Origin of the sequence: Granulosicoccus antarcticus IMCC3135 (assembly GCF_002215215.1) — a bacterium.
GTDB lineage: Bacteria > Pseudomonadota > Gammaproteobacteria > Granulosicoccales > Granulosicoccaceae > Granulosicoccus > Granulosicoccus antarcticus.
In genome coordinates this window covers 2,748,700-2,774,515 of the sequence record NZ_CP018632.1, presented here as the reverse complement: position 1 = coordinate 2,774,515, position 25,816 = coordinate 2,748,700, and the positions used below count along the sequence as shown (strand labels likewise).

Below are 25,816 nucleotides of genomic sequence, written 5' to 3'. Positions count from 1 at the left end.
CGGCAAAATTATACCAGCGCTCACGCACGCAAACGCAGCGCGATCACCGAATGTGCCAGACAGTCAATCTGCAATTCAACCTTCGTGCCTGTCACCAGGGGCTGTGCTGTATCGATTTCCAGTAACCAGGTCTCACCCGCCAGCTGCTCGGAAGTCAGTGGAAAGCTGACATCATCCCTACTGCCATTGAACAGAAGCAGCAGCGTATCTGAAGGCTCTATATCCTGATCTTCAGGAATGGCATCACCCATCAATTGCAAGGCGACAAACGCACCATTGGCACTGTGCCAGTCAGCCTCACTCATCAGCATGGCAACCCGGTTCAACCAGACAACATCCGGCAAGTCGGTACTGATCGATCGATGTTGTCCATGCAGATACCAGTTACGACGCAAGACTGGCTGATTGGCACGCAGTGCAATCAGGCGCTGCGTGAACGCCAGCAACTCCTTGGATTCCTTGTCCTCAACCCAGTCTATCCAGATTGACGCATTGTCCTGACAATAGGCATTGTTGTTGCCATGCTGTGTGCGATTACGCTCATCGCCTCCCAACAGCATGGGAGAACCCTGCGACAGAAACAAGGTACACAACAGATTGCGTTGCTGTCTTGAGCGAATCTGCAGGATGGCCGGATCATCGCTATCCCCTTCCACACCGTAGTTGTTGGAATGATTGCTGCTGTGCCCATCGCGATTACCTTCGCCATTGGCTTCATTATGCTTGTGCAGATAACTGACGGTATCGCGCAAGGTAAACCCGTCATGGGCTGTAATCAGATTCACACTTGACGCAGGGTCGCGCCCCTGCCATTCGAACAATGAGCTGCTACCCAGCAATCTGTCTGAAAACTCAGGCAGCACATCGGCGTGTGAATTCCAGAAGCATCGAGCAGTGTCACGAAACTTGTCATTCCATTCTGACCAGCGAGCCGGGTATTGTCCCAACTGATAACCACCAGGTCCTATATCCCAGGGCTCGGCAATCAGGTGTACATCTGCCAATTGTGGGTCCTGAGCAATAGCATCGAAAAAACCTGCACCACGATCAAAGCCATGAGTCTCACGACCCAATATGGTGGCAAGATCAAATCGAAAACCGTCGACCTGCATATCACTTGCCCAAAAACGCAAGCTGTCCATGACCATCTGCAAGACGCGAGGATTCTCTACTGACAAGGTATTACCTGTGCCGCTATCGTTCACGTAAAAACGCGGATTACGTTCGAGCCGGTAATAAGAGAGGTTATCAATCCCTCTATAACACAAGGTTGGCCCCATTTCATTACCTTCGGCTGTATGGTTATAAACCACATCGAGTATTACTTCGATTTCTGCCTTGTGCAAAGCCTTGACCATATCCTTGAATTCAGAGGCTGCGTCATCCGAACCGGCATAGCGCGCATCGGGAATCATGAAACACAGACTCTGGTAGCCCCAGTAATTGACAAGATCTTTCTCCACCAGAAAATCGTCATCAAGAAAAAGGTGTACTGGCAGCAACTCCAGCGCAGTGACACCCAGAGAGCGCAGATAATTGATAACAGGCTTTGTACCCAGCGCTGCATACTTACCTCGTCGTGCGGGTGAAAGCTGTGCCAGCATCGCAGTCAAACCCTTGGTATGGGCTTCGTAGATAACGGCCTCATGCAGCCGTGGTCTCTGGCGCGGCTGATTTTTCGAATTCAGGTGAGGTGCATGTCGTTTACCCGGACGCCTGCTTTCCGGCACCACGACACATTTGGGTACAAAAGGCGCGCTGTCGCGTTGGTCAAACGATAAATCAGCATCTGCATGGCCACGGATGAAACCATAATTTGCATCATTCCAGATCAGTCCGCCATGCAGCTTTTTCGCATAGGGGTCTACCAGCAACTTATTCGCATTGAAGCGATGCCCATTGGTCGGCTCATAGGCACCATGTACCCGATAACCATACAGTGTTCCCGCTTTGGCCCCGGGCAGATAACCGTGCCAGACTCCATCGGTTTGCACTGGCAGTTCCAGTCGCTGTGTTTCTCTGGAACCGCTGGCATCAAACAGACAGAGTTCGACGCGGCTGGCATGTTTTGAAAAGAGCGCAAAGTTCACACCCGAGGCGTCACTACTGGCTCCCAGAGGCCAGTTTCGTCCAGCTTGTAATTTCGTCATTAGATGATTACTCCGGCAATGTCATCGGCTGCAGGCGCCAGATGTCGCGGTTGTAGTCTCGCATGGTGCGATCAGTGGAAAATCTGGAGCTGTGTGCCGTATTCAGGATACTCATGCGAGTCCATTCAGCTGAGTTTTCCCAGACTGCTTCAACCTGCATTTGCGCATCGAGATAAGCTGGCAGATCGGCTACCGTCAACCATGAATCATGGGCACTGCGAGCCGCATCGATGACATTGCGGATCAGCCCCGGCTCACCTTCATCGAACATCCCATCATCAAACGCTGCAAACAATCGACTCAGTCGCTCATCGCCCGCAATGATGTCTGCCGGTGAATAGTTGCCCCGACATTCATCCACCTGATCCACGGTTAACCCGAACAGGAAGAAATTGGCCTCACCGACGGCCTCGCGAATTTCGACATTGGCGCCATCCAGCGTACCGATGGTCACAGCGCCGTTCATCATGAATTTCATGTTACCGGTGCCTGACGCCTCTTTGCCGGCTGTTGACACCTGCTCTGACAGATCGGCGGCCGGGCAGATGACCTCCATGGCGGAAACATTGTAGTCAGGTAGAAATACAAGCTTGAGCTTGCCTTCGACCCGTTCATCATTATTGATGACTTCTGCCACATTATTGATCAGCTTGATGATCGACTTGGCCATGTAATATCCCGGTGCCGCTTTGCCGGCAATCAGCACGAACCGGGGCGGATGCTCGCGACCATCGAGCAGATCGAGATATACGTGCACAGCATGCAGTACGCACAGTAGCTGACGCTTGTATTCATGCATGCGTTTTACCTGTACATCAAACAGCATGTCCGGACTCACTATCACACCAGAACGTTCAGCAACCAACTGTGCCAGAGCTTGCTTATTCTGGCGCCGAATAGTATTCCAATGTGACTGAAAAGTATCACTTTCAGCCATCGGTGCCAGCTGTTCCAGTTGTTCCAGCTGGCTAACCCACTGCTCTCCCAGCACCTTGTCGAGAAGATTACTCAGCAACGGATTGCAATAGGCCAGCCATCGCCGCTGCGTCACACCATTTGTCTTGTTGTTGAATCGTTCAGGCCACAATGTATTGAAGTTCTTGAACAAACCTTCTTGCAAGAGCCTGGAATGCAGGGCCGCAACACCGTTGATGGAAAAACTTCCCACGATAGCCAGGTGAGCCATTCGTACAACCGGATGCTCATCAAAGGAAATAATCGACATCTCGGCATGCTGTTGCAACTGAGCTGGCATAGCTTCTTCCAACTCTCGCAGAAAACGACGATTGATCTCCTGGATGATTTCAGTCGGCCGCGGCAGCAAGCCGCCAATCAACGCCAAAGACCAGCATTCCAGTGCTTCTGGCAGCAATGTGTGGTTTGTATAGGCCATTACCCGAGTCGTGATCGACCAGGCATCGTCCCAGGACAGCTCATGCTCATCCACCAGCAGACGCATCAATTCAGCAACCGCCAGGCTCGGGTGAGTATCGTTGAGCTGAAAGCAGTATGCATCGGCAAAGCCGGTGAAGCCGTCGTTTTTCAACAACCAGATACGCAGCGCATCCTGGAGGCTGGCACTAACCAGAAAATACTGCTGACGCAGTCGAAGAGCCTTGCCATTCTCACTACTATCATTCGGATAAAGCACCATCGAGATGTTTTCAGCGGAGTTCTTTGCCGATACAGCCTCTGTATAGCCACCTGCATTGAATTCACTGAGATTGAACTCATGGGTCGCTGTCGAACTCCATAAACGCAGCGTATTCACAACGCCATTGGCGTAGCCAGGGACCGGTACATCAAACGGTACCGCGCGCACATCATCGGTATCAACCCAACGATGAATAACCGAACCATCTTCCTGAGTAAGCAGCTCGACGCGACCGCCGAAACGTACCGAACAGCTGAGCTCCGGACGTTCCAGCTCCCATATATGACCTTCGTTAAGCCAGTTGTCCGGATGTTCAATCTGATGACCTTCATGAATGGACTGCCGAAACATGCCATACCGATAACGCAGGCCATAGCCTGTTACAGGCAAACCCAGCGAGGCACAGCTATCCAGAAAGCAGGCTGCTAACCGACCCAGTCCGCCGTTGCCCAGACCCGCATCTGTTTCCAGCTGTTCGATCTTCTCCAGCGTCAGGCCCAGTTCCTCCAGTGCAGCTCCCAGCTCCTCGCCCAGCGACAGATTGTGAACTGCGTTACGCAGCGCCCTTCCCATCAGATACTCCATCGACAGGTAGCAGGTTTGCCGAGGTGCATCGACTTCTACCGTCTGTCGAGTTGCCAGCCAACGTTGCATCAGCCTGTCACGCACGCTCAACGCCACCGCCTTGTACAAATACTGTGCGGATGTATTGCCCACATCACGACCCAGTGTCTGTGACAGATGGCGGATGACTGAGTCTCGCAGAGACTGCGTATCTGATTGCAATGACAGCAGCCTGTCTTCCCAGGTATTGCCTGCGCTGATCAGATCACGGGCCTCAAGGGCGTCGGTCGGTTTACTTGCGGTGTTTGAAGTCATACTTGCAGTGTTTGTCGAGTTCGTGAACCAGTTTATAGAGCCCTGCAGGGCGTCATGTGTTAAGACGAAACAGGCAGACGTCCTTCATTTCAAAAATAAACCGATTTTCATTCACAAGTGCTTTGCCAACAGGCCTGCTTTTTAGTTAAGCTGGACCCATCAACACACAGTGGCGGTAAGCGCATGATAGAGGAAAGACAGATATCTCTGCTGACAAGAGACACATTAGCCTTGATTCTCGCAGGTGGACAAGGAAGCAGACTCCATGAATTGACGCAATGGCGAGCCAAGCCTGCGGTGCCATTCGGTGGCAAATTTCGTATCATTGATTTTGCCTTGTCAAATTGCATCAACTCCGGAATTCGTCGGGTCGGCGTCGCAACTCAATACAAGTCGCACTCGCTGGTACGTCACATCAGCCGTGGCTGGTCAGGCTTCAAGGCAGAATTTGACGAATTCGTCGAAATATTACCGGCCTCCATGCGAGTTGACGACGGTTGGTACAAAGGTACGGCTGATGCTGTCTATCAGAACCTGGATATCATCCGAACGCACAAGCCCAAGTTTGTTCTGGTACTGGGTGGCGACCATATCTACAAGATGGATTATGGTCCATTGATTGCCTCTCATAACAAACGCGAGGCCGACATGACTCTCTGTTGTGTGGAAGTCTCGGTCGAGGAAGCCGCCGGCGCTTTTGGTGTCGTCAAGGTAGACACAGAAGGCCGAGTGCTCGAGTTTCAGGAAAAACCGGCCGAACCTGCTGAAATCCCGGGCAAGCCAGGACGCGTCCTGGCCTCCATGGGCAATTACGTGTTCAACACCAACTTCCTGTATCAAGAACTGATCCGCGACGCAGACTCTCCCGGCAGTTCACATGATTTCGGTAATGACATGCTTCCGCATATTGTTGAAAACTACGATATCTTTGCCTTCCGCCTGGGTGATGACCAGAAAGAACCTGCCGGTCAGCCATACTGGCGCGATGTTGGAACCCTGGACGCATTCTGGGAAGCCAACATGGAGCTGGTTGATTTCGAACCGGAACTGGACTTGTACGACACCTCCTGGCCTATCTACACCTACCAGATGCAACTCCCCTCAGCAAAGTTCGTACACGACACCGCTGACAGGCGAGGCATGGCACTCAACTGCATCGTCTCCGGCGGCTGTATCATTTCAGGTGGTCAGGCCAGAAACTCACTGCTCTTCAGCAATGTGCGGATTCGCTCCTACAGCGAGATCGAGGATTCGGTCATCATGCCAGATGTAGAAGTAGGTAGAAATTGCAAAATCAAACGAGCCATTATTGATACCGGCACTATCCTCCCCGAAGGGACGGAGGTCGGTTTCGATGCTGATGCTGATCGCGCCAAGGGTTTCCGGGTGACAGAGAGCGGCATCACTCTGGTGACCTCTGACCATTTTGATCAGAAGCTCCATTTTGCGCGTTAGAGTAGTCCTATTCGACAGTCCAGAGGCGTAACGCACTAAACATGACTCATATATGCATGCTCGCCGCCGAGAACGACACGATTCCCGGCGGCAAGGTGGGTGGGATAGGCGATGTCGTACGCGACATCCCCAGAACACTAGCCAGTCAAGGCGCAACGGTCACCGTGATCATCCCTGCCTATGGCGCATTTCACCGATTGCCGGGGGCCACGCTCCTGGGTGTCTGTACCTGCCTGTTTCGAGGTCGCACCGAGCGCATTGAGGTCTTTGAATTATTTGCCGAACGTGACCCTGGGGTTCGCTATCTGGTCATACACCACCCCCTGCTCGCAGCAGGCGGCGTGGGACGTGTCTATTGTGACGATGACGCCGATCAACCCTTTGCCACCGATGCCAATAAATTTGCACTTTTCTGTGTCGCCAGCCTGAGTGTCATTCAGGAAAGCATGACAGGCGCGGTCGATGTCCTGCATTTACATGACTGGCATACCGGGCTGGCAGCCGCACTCATCAAATATGATCACACCTATCAGTCGCTGCAAGAGCTGAAGGTTGTCTTCAGTATTCACAATCTGGCACTTCAGGGCATCCGCCCCTTTGCCGAAAATCCTTCATCGTTGCAAGCCTGGTTCCCGCACTTGCAATATGATCCAAGCGCACTGGCCGACCCCCGTTGGCCACAATGCGTCAACCCTATTGCTTCAGCCATCCGTCTGGCGGACGTGGTGCATACCGTGTCGCCAACCTACGCACGGGAAATTGTTCAAGCCAATGATGCTGCGCGCGGCTTTCATGGTGGTGAAGGGCTTGAAGCAGACCTGCAGATGGCAGCAACACAAGGCAGACTGGTGGGCATCATCAATGGCATCGACTACGACACTCCGGTAGCCAAGCGCATGAGCTGGGCTGGTTTCATGCAAGCCGCCGCTGACGAAATGCTGGGGCTGATAGCTCGCAAACCAGAGCTGCGTACACTGGATTACACTGCCCACCAACGTCTGCTGCGCTGGGCCAACCAACCGCGCCCTGCTCATATCATCACCAGCGTGGGGCGGCTTACCGATCAGAAAATGGCCTTGCTGCTCCAGCCACTGAGCGATGGTCGTATTCCTCTGGATATCATCCTCACCTCCATGTCGGGCCGAGGTATGCTGCTGCTATTGGGCTCCGGGGATACCTTGCTCGAACAACACTGCCGCGACATCGCCACACGTCACCCGCATTTCATTTTTCTTAATCAGTACTCACAGACCCTGTCAGATCTGCTGTTCAGTAACGGCGATCTGTTCCTGATGCCCAGCTCATTCGAACCTTGTGGAATCAGCCAGATGCTGGCCATGCGACACGCTCAACCTTGTCTGGCTCACGCTGTCGGGGGTTTATGTGACACTATCGACGATGATGTAGACGGTTTTCTGTTCTCTGGTGACTCTCTGGAGTCTCAGTCCACCGCTCTGCTGCAACGTCTGGACTCCGTATTATCCATGCGCGAGAAAAAGCCCGATACCTTTCGTAAAATCGCTGCACAATCTCGCCTGCAACGTTTTGAATGGCACGACAGTGCCTCACGCTATCTTTCGGAGTTGTACTCATGAATTCCATTCTTGATCACGCCGAAGTCAATGCTATTGTCGAAGGCAGGCATCCGGAACCCTTTGCAGTATTGGGACAGCATCCACTTGCTGATGCCAGCGCTGCAGCCCTGTCTGGAAGCTCGGTTATCAGAACCTTCCAGCCGCATGTGCAAAGTGTCAATGTCATTGACGAGCAAGGCAAGAAATCAGCACTGACACGCGTACACCCTGATGGGCTGTTCGAGCACGTTTTCAACACACCGGCCGGCCCTTACCGCCTGGAACTTGCCAACGAAGAACAGAGCTGGGAAGTTATCGATGCCTACTCCATGACATCCCCCATGGGTGAAATGGATCGCTACCTTCTCAATGAAGGCACTCATCAGGAGCTCTACAATGTGCTGGGCTCCAACAGCATGCAGTTCAACGGCGTAGCCGGTGTGCAGTTCGCTGTCTGGGCACCCAATGCCCGACGAGTCAGCGTGGTGGGAGACTTCAATGACTGGGACGGCAGGCGACATGTCATGCGGGCACACCCCGGCAGTGGTGTCTGGGACATTTTCATCCCGGGTGTAGGCAACGGGGCTCTGTATAAATTCGAAATCATCGCCAACGACGGCCGGATGCTACCGCTCAAGCATGACCCTTACGCTCCCTATTTCGAGCAACCGCCAGGCAATGCGTCTATCGTTTTCGAAAGTCAGTTCATCTGGAGTGATGACGAATACCAGGAGAAAAAGAAAGGCGTCGACATGCGCGAACGGCCTATCTCCATCTATGAAGTGCATGCAGGCTCCTGGCGCCTGAATATGCATGGCGAATCCCTGACTTACGTCGAGATGGCAAAAACACTGCTGCCTTATGCCATTGAAAATGGCTTCACTCATATCGAGTTGATGCCCATTACCGAACATCCCTTCGATGGCTCCTGGGGCTACCAGCCCATAGGACTGTTCGCTCCCACCTCCCGCTTCGGCAGCCCTGACGATTTTCGACATTTTGTCGATGCTTGCCATGCGGCCGATATCGGCGTCATCATGGACTGGGTGCCTGCGCACTTTCCCACCGACGCTCATGGTCTCGGTGAATTTGACGGCACTCATCTGTACGAACATGCAGATCCGCGACAGGGAATGCATCAGGATTGGCAGACACTGATCTACAACTTCGGACGTGCGGAGGTTTCCAACTACCTTTTGAGCAATGCTCTGTACTGGATCCGTGAATTCCACCTTGACGGTCTGCGGGTGGATGCCGTGGCCTCGATGCTCTACCTTGATTACTCGAGGGAACAGGGCCAGTGGATTCCGAACCGGTTTGGCGGTCGCGAAAACCTGGAAGCCGTCGACTTTCTCAAAAGCATGAATATCCTGGTGCATGCAGAAGGCGGCATAACACTGGCAGAAGAGTCCACCAGCTTTCCCGGTGTCAGTCACCCAACCTATAACAACGGGCTTGGCTTCACCTTCAAGTGGAATATGGGCTGGATGCACGACATGCTCGAATACATGAGCAAGGATTCCGCCTACCGCCGGTATCACCACAACAGCCTCACTTTTGGCATGATCTACGCGTTCAGCGAGAACTTCTGTCTGCCTTTCTCACACGACGAAGTGGTCTACGGCAAAGGCTCCATGATCAACAAGATGCCCGGCGATGATTGGCAGAAGTTTGCCAACCTGCGCGCCCTGTACGGCATGATGTGGGGTTACCCCGGCAAGAAGCTCAATTTCATGGGCGGCGAAATTGCCCAGTACACAGAATGGCAGCACAGCGGCAGTATTCAGTGGCACTTGCTGGAAGAGGCAAAACATGAGGGAATCCAGTCTCTGGTCCGCGACCTGAACCATCTTTACGCCGAGCACCCGGCGCTGCACGAATCCGATTGCGATAGTCAGGGCTTTGAGTGGATAGATTGCGACGATCACGCCCAGAGCGTCATCTCATTCTATCGATACTCCAAGGATCGCAAGCGCAGCTGTGTCATCGTCTGCAATTTCACCCCTGTCATTCGCAACGATTACCTTATCGGCGTCAATGAAGTCGGCTTTTATCAGGAATTGATAAACACCGATGCCGAGTGTTACGGCGGCAGCGGACAAGGCAATCATCATTTCCTGCGCGAAGAAACCCCCGGCCAGCCCGACAAACAAAGCGCTTCTGGTGTCATGGCAAGCAGTGAATCTGCGCATAATCGCCCTGCCTCATTGAGCCTTACCCTGCCGCCGTTAGGGGTACTGATACTCGAGCATACCGGTCCGGACTAGCACGACAAGCAAAGCCTGCGATACACTTACGGGTTGTAGGCACAAATAGCAGGCTCAAGGCACCAACCTCCGGCGTTGCATCCAGATGCGACCCGGGGTTGCTCTTATGCGTTTATCGCAAAAGTGCTTCTGAGCTCGCCATTTGTATCCGAAACCTGACTACCGGTACCACAGAAAATGAAGAAACTGCTCATACTTGCGCTGCTGGGTCTGGTCCTCGGGGCAGGCATCTGGAAATCGCAGAACCCGGAAGGCGGCCTGGATGACGCCCGCCTCCAGGCTGGCAACGTGATCGATCGCCTCAAGGCTGGCGCCTTGACAGTGCGAGACACCCCCACAACTTCCCAGACTGACTCAGACCAGAGTTTGTCGGCACTGGAAACTCGTCTGGCGCAGATAGAAGAGTCCCTGGTGCAGCGGATCCCCGATACAGATACCGAGGCAGCCCCGGAACCACTACCGGAGCCCGTTTCAGTCTCAGAACCGGATGCGGCGCAATCGGACGGTACAAATTCAGATAATAATGAACTGGCGACTTCGGTACAGGATGCACTGGCCAATGCAGAAGCAAACGTCGTCAGAATCAACGCGATAGACAGCCGCCTGGAGTTGCTGGTTCGGCGGCTCGACGAACAGGGAGTCGAGGTGCGGCTCGGTGAAGTCAAGAACCTGGTGAACTCATTTGGCGAGATGGTTACCGAGCAGCGACGCAACAATGCCATTCTGGAAATCGCGCTGGGCAACAAGGTCGAAGATGCCACGGAACAGGCCGAAGCGATTGGCCTGCGCCTTGATACACTTGCCGCAGGCAATGCGACAGCCGCAGAAGGCAGCTCAGATGCGGCTCAGAGTAATGCGGCAGTAAACGCTCTTTCATCAACGCTGGATCAACGTTTGAAGTTGCTGGAATCCCGTTTATCCACCGCAAATTCAGATGCCCGCAAGATTGATGCTCTGAATGGTCAGCTGGATGAAGCAAAAACCCTGATCACACAACTGCAGCAGGAAAATGCCGCCACTCAGCGCAGACTCACACAAGTGAACGGATCCCTGGCGAAGCTTGAGACCGCCGGTGAGTCTGTTTCCATCGAAACTGTACAGGCAGAAATTCGCGATCAGTTGGCGCTACTGCAATCACAGTTCGAAACCAGCGTAGTCAGCGACAATGCCGCCGCCTTGCAGGAGCTACTCAATACGACGCGAACTCGCGTAGACGAACTGGAAGCTCGCGTAGAGAGCTTGCCCGCTACCTCCACTGAAGCAAGCAATGCGCAGGATTTCCAGACTGCCCTGGAATCACAGGTTCTGGCACTGGAACGACGGCTACAGGATATCAGCAACACTAATCCGGAAATTGCCACTTCATTGTCCGGTGCTGCACAAGACGCAGATCAACCGAACTCCAGAGGTTATGTTACGCAGGAAGATTTACGCACTGGCAAGGAACAGGCTGCCGTGCAATACAAGATCTACTTTGATCGTAATAGTGTCGATATAACTGATGCTGCCGCAACCGTTCTCGATTCTTTCATTGCCCAGGAAAAGAACCGCACTACCGGCGTCTCCATCTTCGGATTTACCGACCGGCTTGGCTCTGTCACCTACAATCAGCAACTAGCTCTGCAACGCGCCACCAATGTACGCTCCTATCTGGTCAAGAATGGCTTCGACTACACCAAGATAAAGGCATTGAGCGGACTGGGTGAAGATGCTGCTACGGCCGTCTTGCCTGACGATGCCGGCGATGCTCAGCAACGTATCGTCGTGCTGTTCGCAGCGCAACCATAGCGACAAACCGGTCATGGATAATCTGGAAATTCAGAGCAACGACTGCCTGCTGATCATTGATGTACAAAACGATTTCTGTGCCGCAGGCTCACTTGCCGTGCCTGATGCAGAAGCCATCCTGCCTTTTATCAATCATCTGAGTTCGCAGTTCGGCACTGTCGTTCTGACTCAGGATTGGCATCCCGCAGGACACTCAAGCTTTGCTAGCCAGCATGCTGGCAAACAACCGTTCGAAGCCATCATGCTGCCTTATGGGGAACAGACCCTGTGGCCGGATCACTGCGTTCAAGGCAGCACCGGCTCAGCCTTTCACCCGGAGCTACAGACCGATTCTTCGCAGCTGATCATCCGCAAGGGTTTTCGACACGATATCGACTCCTACTCCGCCTTCTATGAAAATGATCATACAACCACGACTGGCCTGAGCGGCTACTTGCGGGCACGCGCGGTGAATCGCGTGATCTGCGTGGGATTGGCACTGGACTACTGTGTGCGCTTTTCGGCAATTGATGCACGCCGTGAGGGCTTCGAGGCGCTGGTACTGGAAAAAGGCTGCCGTGGCATAGATCTGAACCGATCCAATGAAACGGCTCGCCAGGCCATGCGCGAAGCGGGCGTGAGCCTTATCTAGCCCAGAGACAGGCTTTCCCCTCCCCCTTGCTGCCTGATTAATATTGCTGCCGGCTTACCTTAGACGCCGGCATGACAACTCGGTGTCCGAGGGCAGGCACCGATTCGCGGGCAGATCATGCGCGCCTGCTTCTCTATTCCTCGGTTGAGCCATTCGATATTCAACAGCTTGGCGGTTTGCTGAAGCTCCTTGCGGATAGCGGCTGGAATTTCCACCGATCCGCCATTGGCATTGCACGCAGCTTTCAGACTTTGCGCCAATCCTGCTGCATCAGCTCCCTGTGCTTCCAATGCCGGGTTCACATCAATACCGGCACACAACACATGCTTGTTACCGGACAGGTCATTGACGTTGACCGATTCGCAGCAAAATATACGCGGCTGCGACCCCACATCCATCACCGAGATTTGCGCGGAAGCCTCGTCGGTGTTCGAATTGATCATGCGAAAGACAGCCCAATGCTGACACGGGTCCTGCACCATACGCATATTCCCCCAGGGCAGAGGAATGCCGTTGCCGCGATAAACCGCCAACAGACGACCAGGGGGATAGGCATCAAAGTAATGCCAGTGCGGGTATGAGGAAACAACGGTCATCCGCCGCATGACAACCGAGGTGGTTACCTCCAGCATGCTGCTGACGTTGATATCGTGGGCGCGTTGCTCCAGCAAGCGCCGAAAAGGTACTTTCGGGCAGAGCAAGGCTCCTGCAAAGAAGCTGCATTCGAAATCTCGCCAGGCGTGGACAATATCCTGCGCATCAACCGCACTGGAAGTCTCAATATCAAGGCCGGTATCACGCATGACATCACTGTCGCCGGGCCCGGTGGTTGCGATGCTTTTGACCCCGTCTCCGTCATGCAGAACCTTGTGACCGATATACAGGGCAAGCTCGTATTTCAATCGTGCAGGCTGGGTCTGCATCAGCTTGTTGACATGAATCGTTGAGGGCGCCTCGAAAAACGAGCGCACCACCATCTTGTCGCGCAAGAGCATGCTGGCGGATGCCGTCTTGGGCACCTTGGTAAACCACTTGATGCTCATGCCCATGTTTTTACAGATTTCAGTCAGAGCATCCAGACTGATAGGCATCTGTTTTTTACCCACCGCTTCCGCAGCGCGTTCCAGCTCAGGGAAGTGGTTCTGGTTGTTTTCCTGATGCGCCCGAATCAGCAAGTGCGCAAACTGCCGACCCGAGACCCCTGTCTGCGACAGCATTTCCGGAATGGCGTTTTGCAGAATTTCTCTGGAAAACAAAAACCCGGGCTCCAGCGCCATGCCTCGCATACCGCCGCGGCTTCCCTTGTCAGGCGCCATGGACACTTCATCAGGCACATCGTCGAGAAACCAGCGGATATCCTTCTGGAAAACCTCGGCAATCACACCCAGCATCTTCTCGCTCGGGTGCCGCTTGCCTCGCTCGATCATCGACAAATAGGACACCGAAGGCGCCGACTCGGCATCGACTTTCACACAGCGGGCCGACAAGTCGTCCATGGTCAGATTATTGCGTTTGCGCAGATTTCTGATTTTGGTACCCAGAAAATGGGCATTACGGATCGCAGAAGCACTTGTCATGGGACACCCGCTATTTTGTGAAATAAACAGTGTGAAATTTCTACAGTGAAATTTTAGTTTAAATCTTGTGGCTCTGCCGCTACTGTATACATGAAGTCAGGGAACAGCACCTTTGACATAACATAATCACAAGTTGCAGGAGTTACAGCCATGGGTACCAACCAACCATTTCGCACCTCAGCCAGCTGGGAACAATCCGTTGATATGCTTGATTCAACGTTCCCACTGTCGCAAGGGTCTCACGGCACCGCTATCGCCTATCTCGTGCATTTTGAACATCTGGTTGTCATTCAGGCAGATGGCACAACTACCTCACTGAAAACTCCGTCACAGTTTCTGGATGCGGGCGGTAACCCCGAAGCCCCGCAGTCCATCCTGCTTGGCAACCACGGTATTCAGGTTGAAATAGAGCCCGCCACTCGCAAGGTTACGGCTTCTGACGCTTGCCCCAAACATCGCATGCAGTTGCTGACATCTCTCGATGCTTGATAATCATTGGTTCTGAAGGGTTCGATACCGACCCCTTCAAGACCCCGTTCGATTGTCTGCGGTAGCTCCACAAATGCTGTGAATCAACCGCATCGACGCCACCATGACTTGATTTTGACAGGCAGAAGTACGACCATTGCGAGTTCCCTCCTCCACGGTGAAGCTCTCAATGACCGACCGCAGTCCTACTGTGATTTACACACTTACGGATGAAGCCCCTGCTCTGGCGACTCATTCCTTTCTGCCCATTGTTCAGACCTTCACCCGAGCGGCAGGCATTTCCGTGGAAACGCGGGATATTTCCCTCGCATCCCGCATTCTGTGCCAGTTCAACGACCGCCTGACGGCTGAACAGCAGACACATGATGCGCTGAGCGAGCTTGGCTCACTGGCTACCCAGCCTGAAGCCAATATCATCAAGCTGCCCAACATCAGTGCCTCCATCCCGCAGCTCAAGGTCGCAATCGCCGAATTGCAGTCACAGGGCTACGATCTACCTGAGTATCCTGACAACGCCAGCACTGCCGAAGAAAAGGATGTTCGTCAACGCTACGACCGAGTCAAGGGCAGCGCCGTAAACCCCGTCCTGCGTGAAGGTAACTCCGATCGACGCGCCCCCGCAGCGGTCAAGAACTATGCCCGTACCAACCCTCACGCCATGGGTGCCTGGTCCAGTGAATCGGCCTCCCATGTGTCCCATATGAGCTCTGGAGACTTCTACTCTAACGAGCAATCCGTGACCATGGCCAGTGATGACACACTGCGCATTCAACATGTCGCAGCGGATGGTTCAATCACGGTACTCAAATCCGGTTTGTCCGTGCTCTCCGGTGAAATTGCTGATGCAACCTTCATGAGCCGACAGGCATTGCGCAGTTTTCTGATCGAACAGATCAATGAAGCCAAGGATCAAGGCGTATTGTTGTCACTGCACCTGAAAGCCACGATGATGAAAGTCTCGGACCCCATCATTTTCGGACATGCTGTACGCGCCTACTTTGCCGAGTTGTTCGAACAATTTGGCGAGACGCTGGCCGCCGCTGGCGCTGATCCTAACAATGGCCTGGGAAGTGTACTGGAGGCGGTTGAGTCTCTGCCAGCCGCCGAACAGGAAGCTATCAAGCAGTGTATTGCAGCCTGTTACGAGAAAGGCCCTGCTCTTGCCATGGTCAACTCGGACAAGGGCATCAGCAATTTACATGTGCCCAGTGATGTCATCGTCGATGCCTCCATGCCAGCCATGATCCGTACGTCGGGAAAAATGTGGAATGGCAGTGGTCAATTGCAGGACACCAAAGCACTGATTCCTGACAACTGCTACGCCGGCGTCTATCAGGAAACGATCAACTTCTGTCGTGCCAACGGAGCTTTCGACCCTGCCACCATGGGTACTGTGCCCAACGTCGGCCTGATGGCACAGAAGGCTGAAGAGTATGGTTCTCACGACAAGACTTTCGAAATACCGGCAGACGGCACCATTCAGGTAGTGGATTCCAGCGACACTGTCCTGATGAGCCATGAAGTGCAGACTGGTGATATCTGGCGCATGTGCAACGTCAAGGACGAACCGGTTCGTGACTGGGTAAAACTGGCTGTTTCTCGTGCCCGCGCCACGGGTAGCCCTGCCATCTTCTGGCTCGATGACAAACGTGCACACGACAGTCAGCTGATCAGCAAGGTCAATACCTACCTGCAGGATCATGACACTGAGGGTCTTGCCATCAGCATCATGTCACCTGAAGAGGCAACTCGCTTTACACTGGCTCGTCTGAAGAACGGTGAAGAGACCATCTCTGTCACCGGCAACGTATTGCGTGACTACCTGACTGACCTGTTCCCGATTCTGGAACTGGGCACCAGTGCCAAGATGCTCTCGATCGTACCTCTGATGCAAGGCGGTGGCATGTTCGAAACAGGTGCAGGCGGCTCAGCTCCCAAGCATGTACAACAGCTCGTTGAAGAGAATCACCTGCGTTGGGATTCACTGGGTGAGTTCCTTGCACTGGCTGTTTCGCTGGAGCATTTTGCCATCAATGCCGATATCACCAGTGCTCAGACTCTGGCTGACTCCCTGGATGCGGCAACCAGCAAGCTGCTGCTCGAAGGCAAATCACCATCACGACGTGTCAATGAACTGGACAACCGAGGTAGCCATTTCTACCTTGCCATGTACTGGGCCGAAGCGCTCACGCAGCAAAGTGACAATCCGCAGCTACAGGCGCATTTCGCACCGCTGGCCAAGGCCCTGAGAGAAGCCGAGGTAGCCATTCTTGAAGAATTGGTGGCGGTACAGGGTAAACCTGTCGATATTGGCGGTTACTACAATCCGGACATTGCCAAGTGCGAGCAGATCATGCGACCTAGCCAGACATTCAACCAGATTCTGGCACGCTTCTAGGCATTCAGCCATTGAAAGGGACTTGCCCGACGGCATTTTTGCTCGTCGGGCAAGCGCCCCGCATGACGGTGCTCGGCAGAGCTTCAGATTGCGACCAGCCCAGCCTCTATTTCCTGCAGACTGGGTAAATCGGCACCATGCCGGGTACAGGTAATGGCAGCAGCAACCGCTGCAAAATTCACACAAGCCTCCAGATCCGCATCGGCCACATTCAGCTTGCCGGCAATCATGCAGCCATTGGCTTTCAACCAATGCAGACTGGCAGCCTGAAAGGTGTCGCCCGCACCGACGGTATCCACCACCTTGATACTCAGAGATTTAGAGCGAAATTGTCGACCATCGGCGCTGTAGATGGTTGCACCACTGCCACCTTCCGTGACAACAACGACACTGGCGCCAGCAGCCAGTGTGTCAACAGCAAAGGACTCCAGCGATTTGCCACTGCCCAGCAGAGAGCCAATATCCTCATCGCTGGCTTTGACAAAATCAGCAACCGATGAAAATGCGGTGAAGGACTCACGCCAGATGTCCATATCCGGCTCGACACTGGGACGCAGGTTAGGATCATAGGAGATGACACGCCGACCCGCTTCGCGCTGAGCCAGTGCCTTGAGCGCCTTACTGGTAGCGCCCACGGCGGTTGAATAGGAAGCAAAGTGCAACAAATCCAGCGACTCAGGAAATGCGGCGGGCAGATCCTCCACCGTCATGGACTGATCAGCGGTGTTGTCGGTGTAGAAGGCATAATTGGCCGAACCATCCGGATTGGTCTTGATCATCGCCAGCGTGCTGTTCAGCTCTGAAGGCAACACCCAATCCGGGAGTATCTGGTTGCTCTCCAGATAGGCTGCAATCTGCTGACCGATGAAATCAACGGAATTCTTGCACAGGTAGCCTGCCTGATTGCCCATCCGGGACAAGCCAATAGCCACATTCAGAGGCGAGCCTCCGACATGGCCTTGCAAGGCCACTTTGCCAGCAGTATCCGTGGGCTGGCTGAAAAGGTCGACAAGGATATCGCCACAACTAATGAACATGGACGGTGAATCTCCAATATTTTTATGTAAGGTCATTCAGTTTTGCAGTAACTCGAATTCAATCAGTTCCGCCGCATTCTGCCCAGGCACTGCTCCCAGGCAGATAACGCCGGTGCCATCCAGCACAATCGAGTCCCTTCGTACCAGAAACGGCGCCAGCGAGTCCTTTTTGACATAGGTGCCATTGGTACTCTCATCATGCAACAGAAACTGTCCATAGCGGTAACGGATACTCGCATGATGCCGACTGGCTTCATCATTGGCTACCGCTATATCGTTATCACTGGCACGACCCAGCGTGACATCGATGTGCTCGGAGCCTGCGTACAGGACCACCCGCTGATGACAGATTCGTAATCGCAGATCATGGGCCTGAACCTTTTCGTATTCCTCGCGCGAGGCCAGCTGAGTGACGGCCGTCGGCTGTTCCTGCCATTGCAGACGATGTACGACGACGGCTTCGGGTGTACCTCGCACCTCAATCGAGTCTGCACTGGAAACAAACGACTGATGCACACTTGAGAGCTGCTGCACGGCCTCTGCAGTCGCCACAATTTCATCGACCCGGGCAAAAGCGGCCACGCGAGCAGCAATATTGACGGCATGTCCATAGACGTCGCCGCCATCGGGTATGACCGAACCGGTGTGGAATCCGATTCGAACTGCCAGGGGAATATCCTGATGGGCTCGCTGGATAGCCCGCGCCCCCAGAAAAGCTTCATCGCTGTGCTCAAAACTGGCCAACACTGAATCACCGACTGTTCGCAGAACCTTGCCACCGCTCTGCTCAACGGCCAATCTCATGCGCGTCAAGCTGTCAGCAATGAGGCGGTAAGCTTCTGCATCACCCACGCGCTCGTATAAAGCAGCACTGCTGCCAATATCAGCGAAGAGAATAGTCAGCGGGCGCGGCTCAGCACTCATGCGATCAGCTATAAAAGTTGGGTCATACGGGCTCCAATACGCATGGTAGCGCAAGGGGCCTGCCAGCGGGCGTAGCTGCTATCATCAAGAGCCTGTCAACCTTGCTTTTGATGGTCAGTCTTATGGTAGAGCTCGTCGCAGTAGACTACACCGCAGCCGATGCGGAAGAACAATTCGTCAAGTCCTTGCGCGACACCGGATTTGGTGTCCTGCGCAATCATCCGATATCGAAAGATACAGTCAGCAATATCTACAAGCACTGGGCTGAGTTCTTCAATAGTGATGAAAAAGACCAATTCCTGTTTGATCCGGAAAAATACGACGGTTTCTTTCCCCGCGCGATGGCCGAAACTGCCAAGGGTCATTCAGTGCGTGATATCAAGGAATATTTTCACTACTACCCCTGGGGCAGATGCCCTGAGTCTCTCAAGGCCGAAATCGAGGCCTATTACGCAGAGACCATCAAGTTTGCAGCGACCCTGCTGGGCTGGGTTGAGAATCAGACCCCTGCAGAGGTGTCTTGCCTTTTTCGCGAGCCCTTGTCAAACATGATCAATGGCAGCACACAGACTCTGCTGCGTGTTCTGCACTACCCCCCAATCGAAGAGGGCGTGGACCCGGGCGCTATCCGCGCAGGCGCCCACGAGGACATCAACCTGCTGACTCTGCTGCCCTCTGCCAACGAACCTGGTTTACAGGTCAAGGCACAGGATGGCAGCTGGCTCGACGTCCCCTGTGATTTTGGTAACCTGATCATCAATATCGGTGATATGTTGCAAGAAGCTTCCGGCGGTTATTTTCCGTCCACCACCCACCGGGTCATCAACCCTGAGGGCCACGACTCCAGTCGAGCTCGTATCAGCCTGCCTCTGTTCTTGCACCCGCGCCCTGATGTCGTGCTTTCCGATCGCCATACTGCGGGTTCCTACCTGCAGGAACGACTGTCCGAGCTGCGCAGCTCGGACAAGAAATAACGCAGCCCCCCGCGCATCCAGAAACCGTTGTCCCCATTCCAACCTCACTGAAAGAAATCATGACTCAGATTGCACTAGTTACAGGCTCAGGCTCGGGAATTGGCCGAGAATCAGCCGAAGCACTGGCCGTTGCAGGCTTTCATGTTGTACTGACCGGTCGACGTGAATCCGCTCTGCTCGAAACACAGTCCCTGTCCGCTCATGGCGATCGCATGACGGTGATCAGCTGCGATGTCACGCAACCGGATTCAGTCGATGAACTGTTTGCAAAGATCGAATCCACCCACGGCAGACTGGACGTGCTGTTCAACAATGCCGGCACCAACGTCCCTGCCATGACCATCGATGAACTGAGCGTGGATCAATGGCGACAGGTTATCGACGTCAACCTGACCGGTGCTTTCCTGACTGCCCGTGGTGCCTTCTCCCTGATGCGCAAACAGTCCCCTCAGGGTGGTCGAATCATCAACAACGGCTCTATCTCTGCCCATGTCCCTCGGCCCGGTTCGGTGCCCTACACGGTTTCAAAACACGCTATCACTGGCTTGACTCGAACACTGTCACTGGATGGCCGCCCCTTCAATATCGCCTGTGGTCAGATCGACATTGGCAACACCGCATCCGACATGACAGAACAGATGAGCTCGGGCGTGCCTCAGGCGGATGGCTCCATCAAACCGGAGCCCACCATGGACACTGCTCACGTCGCTGATGCGATCGTCAATATGGCCTCGTTGCCACTGAACGCAAATGTCCAGTTCATGACCATCATGGCAACCAATATGCCGTTTATCGGTCGAGGCTAGGTTGCTCGGCAAGCTCTGAGCAGGCGCTCAACGTGTGTCTGGCGAACTCCCTTCCCACATCCTGGTAGCGGTAGAAGGTCACACAACCGAGCGCCTCAAGCTCCACGCTTTCATCCGGAAAGCGTGTAGCTACAGCAATGGTCTTCTCGAAGCCCAGCTCCCGTGCCAGTCTGGCAATACGCACGTGCTCTCTGTGATTGCTCAGACTGACCAGAATCAACTCACAATTTGCCAGTCCGGTACGTTCCCAGAAATCCCGGTCTGATGCATCACCGTGCACACAAGGCCAGCCACTTTGCGTCAGTTCCAGCGTTAGCGCGTAGCTCTCCTCGACCCCCACAACCTTGTCATGCCCGGCCTCGCGCAGAGTGTCATAGGCGGCCCTGCCAACGCGCCCCATTCCCAGAATGGCAATATTGGCACCGCCCAGAGAGCCGATGATTTCTTCCGGCAGTCTCGAAGGTTTCTCGAACCGTTGCAGTACGTCGCTGTAGCGAATGTACAGTTCGTGTGCCTTGCGATTCAGAGGAATGGCAAACACATACGAAATGGCCATGCTCAAGGCCAGTGTGACCAGCCACTGCTCTCGCAGAATACCGGCCTGCTGGGCAATGGCAGCCACGATCAGCCCGAATTCACTGTAATTGAACAGAGCCAAACCGGCAAACCAGCCAGTCCGGGCCCGCAGGCCGAATGCCGTCAGCAAGCAGAAATAGATGACGGGCCGCAAAGTGATGAGCAAACCCAGAACGATGGCGATATAAACCAGCTCCAGCCGTGGTATGCCGTAATAGCCAATCTGCAGGAAAAAGCCGATGAGCAGCAGGTTTTTCAAGCCCAACAGCTGATCGTAGAGTTCCTTGGACTTACCCGGACTTGCACGAGCCAGCAACATACCCATGACCAGCCCCCCCAGACCCGCCTTCAATCCAAGCAGCTGAAATAGCTCTGCCGCACCAAAGGCAAACACGATTCCGGCAAGCAGCAGCAACTCGCCATGTCCTATCATGCCCAGCAAGCGTTTGAACACAGGGATGAATAGCGGCAAGGCCAACAGAATCAATGCCCAGGGATCTGGCCAGTGACCTGAGGTTGCCACCAGGTAGACCACCGCCAGAACGTCTTGAACCACCAGAATACCGATAGCAATGGAGGCATAGAACGAGGCTGTCTCACCGCGTTCTTCAAACAGCTTGATAGCCAGAACCGTACTAGAGAACGACAGCGCAAACGCCAGTGTCAGTGGGCCTGCCCCGTGCACGAACGATAACGGTTCATACACACTACCAATCAGATAGATGACAACGGCCGTCAGTGGTACGGCAATGAGCATATGCAATAGCGCAGATGCCCAGACGTAACGCGGCTTCAGATCACGAGGATTGAGCTTGAGGCCGATGGTGAAGAGCAGCAAAAGAATGCCTGCATCGGCCAATGGCGCGAGTGCCTCTGCGGAGCCATAACCGGTAGCATTGCCGATAAAGCCTGCCATCAGATAGCCCAGCAAAGGCGGATATCCGAGCTTTCGAAAACCAAGCCCAAGCAAAAAGGCCAGCGCTACAACCAATGGCTCCATTATCGACTCCGCCTGTTTTTGCCGTTATGAGTTGGCCAATGGCATGGCCTCTGATACCAGTGTCATCCAGTATTCGCAGCCATAACGAATAGCCTCATCGTTGAAGTCATACTGAGGGTGATGCAAGCTGGCAGACTCGCCGTTACCCATGAAAATGAATGCACCGGGCCGCTCGTTGAGCATATAGGAGAAGTCTTCAGCCGCCATCATGGGGACGCGATCCGGATCGACCTTGTCAGAGCCGACCACCTTGCTCGCAACATCAATCACAAATTGTGTTTGCAGCACATGATTGACAGTCGGTGGATAACCATCGCGATAATCTACCTGCGCGCTCGCACCGAATACCTGGGCACTTTGCTGGGCAATATCGATGATCCGCTGCTTTGAATGCACTCGCAGATTCTCGTCAAATGCTCGCAATGTTCCACGCATATGCACACTCTGGGGAATAACGTTATAGGCGCCCCCCTCCACTTCGAGAGTTGTGACAGAGACAACCAGAGGGTCGGTTGGCCTGGCCCCACGCGATACGATACTTTGCAGGGCAAGTACGATGTGTGCGGCTACCACGACCGGATCGATCGTGTCATGCGGCATTGCCGCGTGTCCGCCACGGCCTTGCACCACGATGTCAAATTCATCGGCACAAGCCATCAGCGGACCGGGCCGGATCGCAAACTCACCAATCGGAAGATCGGGCATGTTGTGCAAGCCGTAGACTTCCTGTATCCCGAAACGATCCATCATTTCATCTTCAACCATTGCCAATCCACCGGCACCACCTTCCTCAGCCGGCTGGAAGATGAACACGACGCTGCCATCAAAGTCACGGGCATCAGCCAGTGCTCGGGCGGCGCCCAACAACATCGCTGTATGCCCATCATGCCCGCAGGCATGCATGCGCCCATCGGTTTCAGAGCTCCAGGGCGCACCACTGGCTTCTACAATCGGCAGAGCGTCCATATCGGCCCGTAGACCGATAATCTTCCCTGACTCGTGTGAACGCCCCCTGATAACGCCGACAACGCCTGTTTTCCCGACACCCTCCACCACTTCGTCAAAACCAAAACTGCGAAGCTTCTGGGCAACAAACCCCGCCGTTCTCTGCACATCGTACCCAAGCTCGGGGTGACGATGAATATCACGTCGCCACTGGATGATTTCAGGCAGAAGATTATGCAAACGGTCGGTACTTCTCATAGCAATGAGCCTGGGTGAAGATGAACGTAAAGGTCAGCTTTTGGGCTGGTAGTTACCACCGTTGGCTGCGGACCAGGCCACCGGATCATTCAGGAAAGACTCGACAGCATCATGTGTCTCGTCACTGAAATGCCCAGCCAGCCTGGAGGCTGCCAGAACATCCCACCAGGTAGCCAGATAATGAAGCTGTAAACCGGCCTTGTCCAGATTTTGAGGTGTCTGCTTGAAGATATCGTAGTAGAAAACCACCAGAGTATGGTCCACCTGCGCACCCGCTTCGCGGATAGCTTCAGCAAAGCTGAGCTTGGAACCGCCATCGGTGGTCAGATCTTCCACGAGCAGAATTCGTTGACCATCGCGGATATCCCCCTCAATGCGTGCATCACGTCCAAAACCCTTGGGCTTTTTGCGCACGTACTGCATCGGAAGCTGCATGCGTTCAGCGATCCATGCGGCAAACGGGATACCCGCTGTCTCACCACCGGCAACGGCATCGAAGGCTTCATAGCCCACGTCGCGGACCAGAGTGGAAACCGCAAAATCCATGAGCGTTGCGCGGATTCTGGGGTAGGAAATCAGTTTGCGGCAATCTATATAAACTGGACTGGCCAGCCCTGAGGTGAAGATATAAGGCTCGTCGCTACGGAAATGCACCGCCTTGATTTCAAGCAGCATGCGCGCCGTGATGGCTGCCATTTCTTCACGTGAAGCGTATGAGGTATTAAACATGAGTCGCTACGGTTTTTACCTTGAAGTGGACCCGGGACACCCCGGCGAAACGAACCTGGCCAAGCCAGACTCGGGCTGGATGGAGAGCTAAAGCACTTGCCAGTAAATGGGACGCGCCGGATCAAAAGGCATGACCCATTCATCACCTATCGCAACCGGTGCGGGAACTGGCATGGCAGATTCTGTCTTGCCTAGTGTCATGGTTGCACTGTTGGGTTGCAAGCCATACCACTGAGGCCCATTCAATGAGGCAAAGGCCTCAAGCTTGTCGAGCGCGCCGGCTTCTTCGAACACCGAGGCGAGGCAGACCATGGTATTGGCCGCATTGAAAACCCCTGCACAACCGCAGTCACTTTCCTTGGAGGAGCGCGTGTGCGGCGCACTGTCGGTGCCGAGAAAAAAGCGAGCATCGCCACTGGTTGCCGCCTTGACCAAAGCCAATCGGTGTTCTTCGCGTTTGGCAATCGGCAAACAATAATAATGAGGACGAATACCACCAACCAGCAAGTGGTTGCGATTGATCATGAGGTGGTGTGTTGTCAGCGTCGCAGCAAGGTTCTTCGGGTTGGCAGAAACATAATCCACGCCATCGCGGGTTGTCACGTGTTCCATCACGATGCGTAATTCGGGTAGCGACTTGCGCAAGGGCTCCAGAACGGTTTCGATAAACCGAGCCTCTCTGTCAAAGATATCCACATCAGCATGGGTCACTTCACCGTGAACGCATAACACAATATTGTTGGCTGCCATGGCCTCCAGTACCGGCATGACTTTTTGCAAGTCTGTCACCCCGGAGGCCGAGTTGGTTGTGGCCCCTGCCGGGTAGAGCTTGACGGCCAGAATGGTTCCATCTGCAGCCGCCTGAACCACGTCGGCTGCATCGGTAGTATCAGTCAGGTATAACGTCATCAAGGGATTGAAACTCGATCCTGGAGCACGCTCCTGCAGCGCCTGCTCTATGCGCGTCCTGTATTGCCGCGCATCGTGACCGGTGATCACCGGCGGCACCAGATTCGGCATGACCAGAGCCCGACCAAAGTGTTGTGCAGTACTGCCGATTACCGCTGACAGCATGTCATCATCGCGCAGGTGTAAATGCCAGTCGTCTGGTTGTGTCAATGTGATCTGCATGGTCAGGCCTGGTTTGAGTTGCCGGGTTCGTTATTCTGGCGTTCCTGAATGATACGTCTGAAGGCTTCCAGCGTTTCTTCCGAAACATGATGTTCAACCCCTTCCGAATCGATTTTCGCCGTCGCCTCTGAGACACCGATGCTCAACAGAAACTGGTAGACCAGATCATGGCGCTCGCGACTGCTATCGGCCAGCGCCTTACCCTTTTCAGTCAGGAAAATAGATCGATAGGGTTCGCTGGTAACAAAACCTTCGCGCTGCAAGCGCGCCAGAGTCTTGCTGGCACTAGGTTGGGATATACCCAAGCGCTCCGCCACTTCCACCAGACGGGCCTCACCCTGTGAACGGATCAGGTCGTCGATGAGCTCCACGTAATCTTCAGTGGATTCCATCTGATGGGCCTGGCGCACCACGGCAAAGACCTCGGCCTGAGCATCAGGCTCCTGAAGCGGTCGTTCAGGAAAGCGATTTGAAGATTCTGTACTCATGACTCGATCGTAAGGAACCGGAGGGACAGGCCAGCGACATTCGCCATGACCTGGGTAGATTATGCCACGAACTTGATTTATTATTC

The 25,816-nt window shown here is 54.1% G+C and carries 19 protein-coding genes; 9 read left to right on the top strand and 10 right to left on the bottom strand.

Going from position 1 to position 25,816, the window contains the following annotated elements; all coding sequences use genetic code 11:
• Nucleotides 1-20: 20 nt before the first annotated feature.
• Together glgX and IMCC3135_RS12060 are read right to left on the bottom strand one after the other, a co-directional pair.
• On the bottom strand, nt 21-2,150 hold the full coding sequence (glgX, locus tag IMCC3135_RS12065; RefSeq protein ID WP_088917837.1) for a glycogen debranching protein GlgX: 2,130 nt from the start codon (nt 2,148-2,150) through the stop codon (nt 21-23).
• A 7-nt stretch (nt 2,151-2,157) separates the two neighbouring features.
• Nucleotides 2,158-4,683, bottom strand: coding sequence for a glycogen/starch/alpha-glucan phosphorylase (locus IMCC3135_RS12060; RefSeq protein WP_088917836.1), 2,526 nt, complete (start codon nt 4,681-4,683; stop codon nt 2,158-2,160).
• A 183-nt stretch (nt 4,684-4,866) separates the two neighbouring features.
• Between IMCC3135_RS12060 and glgC the strand changes: the two genes are divergently transcribed.
• The 5 genes from glgC (at nt 4,867) to pncA (ending at nt 12,398) form a co-directional block, all read left to right on the top strand.
• On the top strand, nt 4,867-6,138 hold the full coding sequence (gene glgC / locus IMCC3135_RS12055) for a glucose-1-phosphate adenylyltransferase (protein WP_088917835.1): 1,272 nt from the start codon (nt 4,867-4,869) through the stop codon (nt 6,136-6,138).
• A 41-nt stretch (nt 6,139-6,179) separates the two neighbouring features.
• Nucleotides 6,180-7,733 carry a glycogen synthase gene (locus tag IMCC3135_RS12050; RefSeq protein WP_088917834.1) on the top strand — a complete coding sequence of 518 codons (1,554 nt, stop codon included), beginning with the start codon at nt 6,180-6,182 and terminating at the stop codon, nt 7,731-7,733.
• Nucleotides 7,730-9,979 carry a 1,4-alpha-glucan branching protein GlgB gene (gene glgB, locus IMCC3135_RS12045; RefSeq protein WP_088917833.1) on the top strand — a complete coding sequence of 750 codons (2,250 nt, stop codon included), beginning with the start codon at nt 7,730-7,732 and terminating at the stop codon, nt 9,977-9,979. Before IMCC3135_RS12050 ends, glgB begins: the two co-directional genes overlap by 4 nt.
• Before the next feature lie 177 nt (nt 9,980-10,156).
• On the top strand, nt 10,157-11,767 hold the full coding sequence (locus IMCC3135_RS12040; RefSeq protein WP_088917832.1) for an OmpA family protein: 1,611 nt from the start codon (nt 10,157-10,159) through the stop codon (nt 11,765-11,767).
• 13 nt (nt 11,768-11,780) lie between these two features.
• Entirely contained in the window at nt 11,781-12,398 is a 618-nt protein-coding gene (gene pncA / locus IMCC3135_RS12035) for a bifunctional nicotinamidase/pyrazinamidase (RefSeq protein WP_088917831.1), read from the top strand.
• Nucleotides 12,399-12,457: 59 nt separating this feature from the next.
• On the opposite strand, the gene IMCC3135_RS12030 is transcribed toward pncA, so the two are convergent.
• Complete coding sequence (locus IMCC3135_RS12030; protein ID WP_088917830.1) at nt 12,458-13,975, bottom strand: DUF3612 domain-containing protein; 1,518 nt, start codon at nt 13,973-13,975, stop codon at nt 12,458-12,460.
• A 150-nt stretch (nt 13,976-14,125) separates the two neighbouring features.
• Here IMCC3135_RS12030 and IMCC3135_RS12025 point away from each other — a divergent pair, with 150 nt between their 5' ends.
• Nucleotides 14,126-14,464 carry a hypothetical protein gene (locus tag IMCC3135_RS12025; protein WP_088917829.1) on the top strand — a complete coding sequence of 113 codons (339 nt, stop codon included), beginning with the start codon at nt 14,126-14,128 and terminating at the stop codon, nt 14,462-14,464.
• A gap of 169 nt (nt 14,465-14,633) precedes the next feature.
• Complete coding sequence (locus tag IMCC3135_RS12020) at nt 14,634-16,862, top strand: NADP-dependent isocitrate dehydrogenase (protein ID WP_088917828.1); 2,229 nt, start codon at nt 14,634-14,636, stop codon at nt 16,860-16,862.
• 83 nt (nt 16,863-16,945) lie between these two features.
• Here IMCC3135_RS12020 and IMCC3135_RS12015 read toward each other — a convergent pair whose 3' ends face one another.
• Complete coding sequence (locus IMCC3135_RS12015; RefSeq protein ID WP_157735937.1) at nt 16,946-17,899, bottom strand: carbohydrate kinase family protein; 954 nt, start codon at nt 17,897-17,899, stop codon at nt 16,946-16,948.
• A gap of 36 nt (nt 17,900-17,935) precedes the next feature.
• On the bottom strand, nt 17,936-18,823 hold the full coding sequence (locus IMCC3135_RS12010) for an adenylate/guanylate cyclase domain-containing protein (RefSeq protein WP_088917826.1): 888 nt from the start codon (nt 18,821-18,823) through the stop codon (nt 17,936-17,938).
• Nucleotides 18,824-18,945: 122 nt separating this feature from the next.
• Here IMCC3135_RS12010 and IMCC3135_RS12005 point away from each other — a divergent pair, with 122 nt between their 5' ends.
• Complete coding sequence (locus IMCC3135_RS12005) at nt 18,946-19,797, top strand: 2OG-Fe(II) oxygenase family protein (RefSeq protein WP_088921815.1); 852 nt, start codon at nt 18,946-18,948, stop codon at nt 19,795-19,797.
• A gap of 59 nt (nt 19,798-19,856) precedes the next feature.
• On the top strand, nt 19,857-20,603 hold the full coding sequence (locus tag IMCC3135_RS12000; RefSeq protein ID WP_088917825.1) for an SDR family oxidoreductase: 747 nt from the start codon (nt 19,857-19,859) through the stop codon (nt 20,601-20,603).
• Here the strand turns inward: IMCC3135_RS12000 and IMCC3135_RS11995 are convergent.
• The 5 genes from IMCC3135_RS11995 to mntR form a co-directional block, all read right to left on the bottom strand.
• The gene (locus IMCC3135_RS11995; RefSeq protein ID WP_088917824.1) at nt 20,587-22,179 is read right to left on the bottom strand and encodes a cation:proton antiporter family protein; all 1,593 of its coding nucleotides are present in this window, start codon (nt 22,177-22,179) and stop codon (nt 20,587-20,589) included. The genes IMCC3135_RS12000 and IMCC3135_RS11995 overlap by 17 nt on opposite strands.
• A 24-nt stretch (nt 22,180-22,203) precedes the next feature.
• Nucleotides 22,204-23,382 (bottom strand): amidohydrolase, encoded by a 1,179-nt coding sequence (locus IMCC3135_RS11990; RefSeq protein WP_088917823.1) that lies wholly within the window; start codon nt 23,380-23,382, stop codon nt 22,204-22,206.
• 33 nt (nt 23,383-23,415) lie between these two features.
• Nucleotides 23,416-24,111, bottom strand: coding sequence for an orotate phosphoribosyltransferase (locus IMCC3135_RS11985; protein ID WP_088917822.1), 696 nt, complete (start codon nt 24,109-24,111; stop codon nt 23,416-23,418).
• A gap of 87 nt (nt 24,112-24,198) precedes the next feature.
• The gene (gene pyrC, locus IMCC3135_RS11980; protein ID WP_088917821.1) at nt 24,199-25,242 is read right to left on the bottom strand and encodes a dihydroorotase; all 1,044 of its coding nucleotides are present in this window, start codon (nt 25,240-25,242) and stop codon (nt 24,199-24,201) included.
• Between the two features lie 2 nt (nt 25,243-25,244).
• The gene (mntR, locus tag IMCC3135_RS11975; RefSeq protein WP_088917820.1) at nt 25,245-25,730 is read right to left on the bottom strand and encodes a manganese-binding transcriptional regulator MntR; all 486 of its coding nucleotides are present in this window, start codon (nt 25,728-25,730) and stop codon (nt 25,245-25,247) included.
• Nucleotides 25,731-25,816 lie beyond the last annotated feature (86 nt).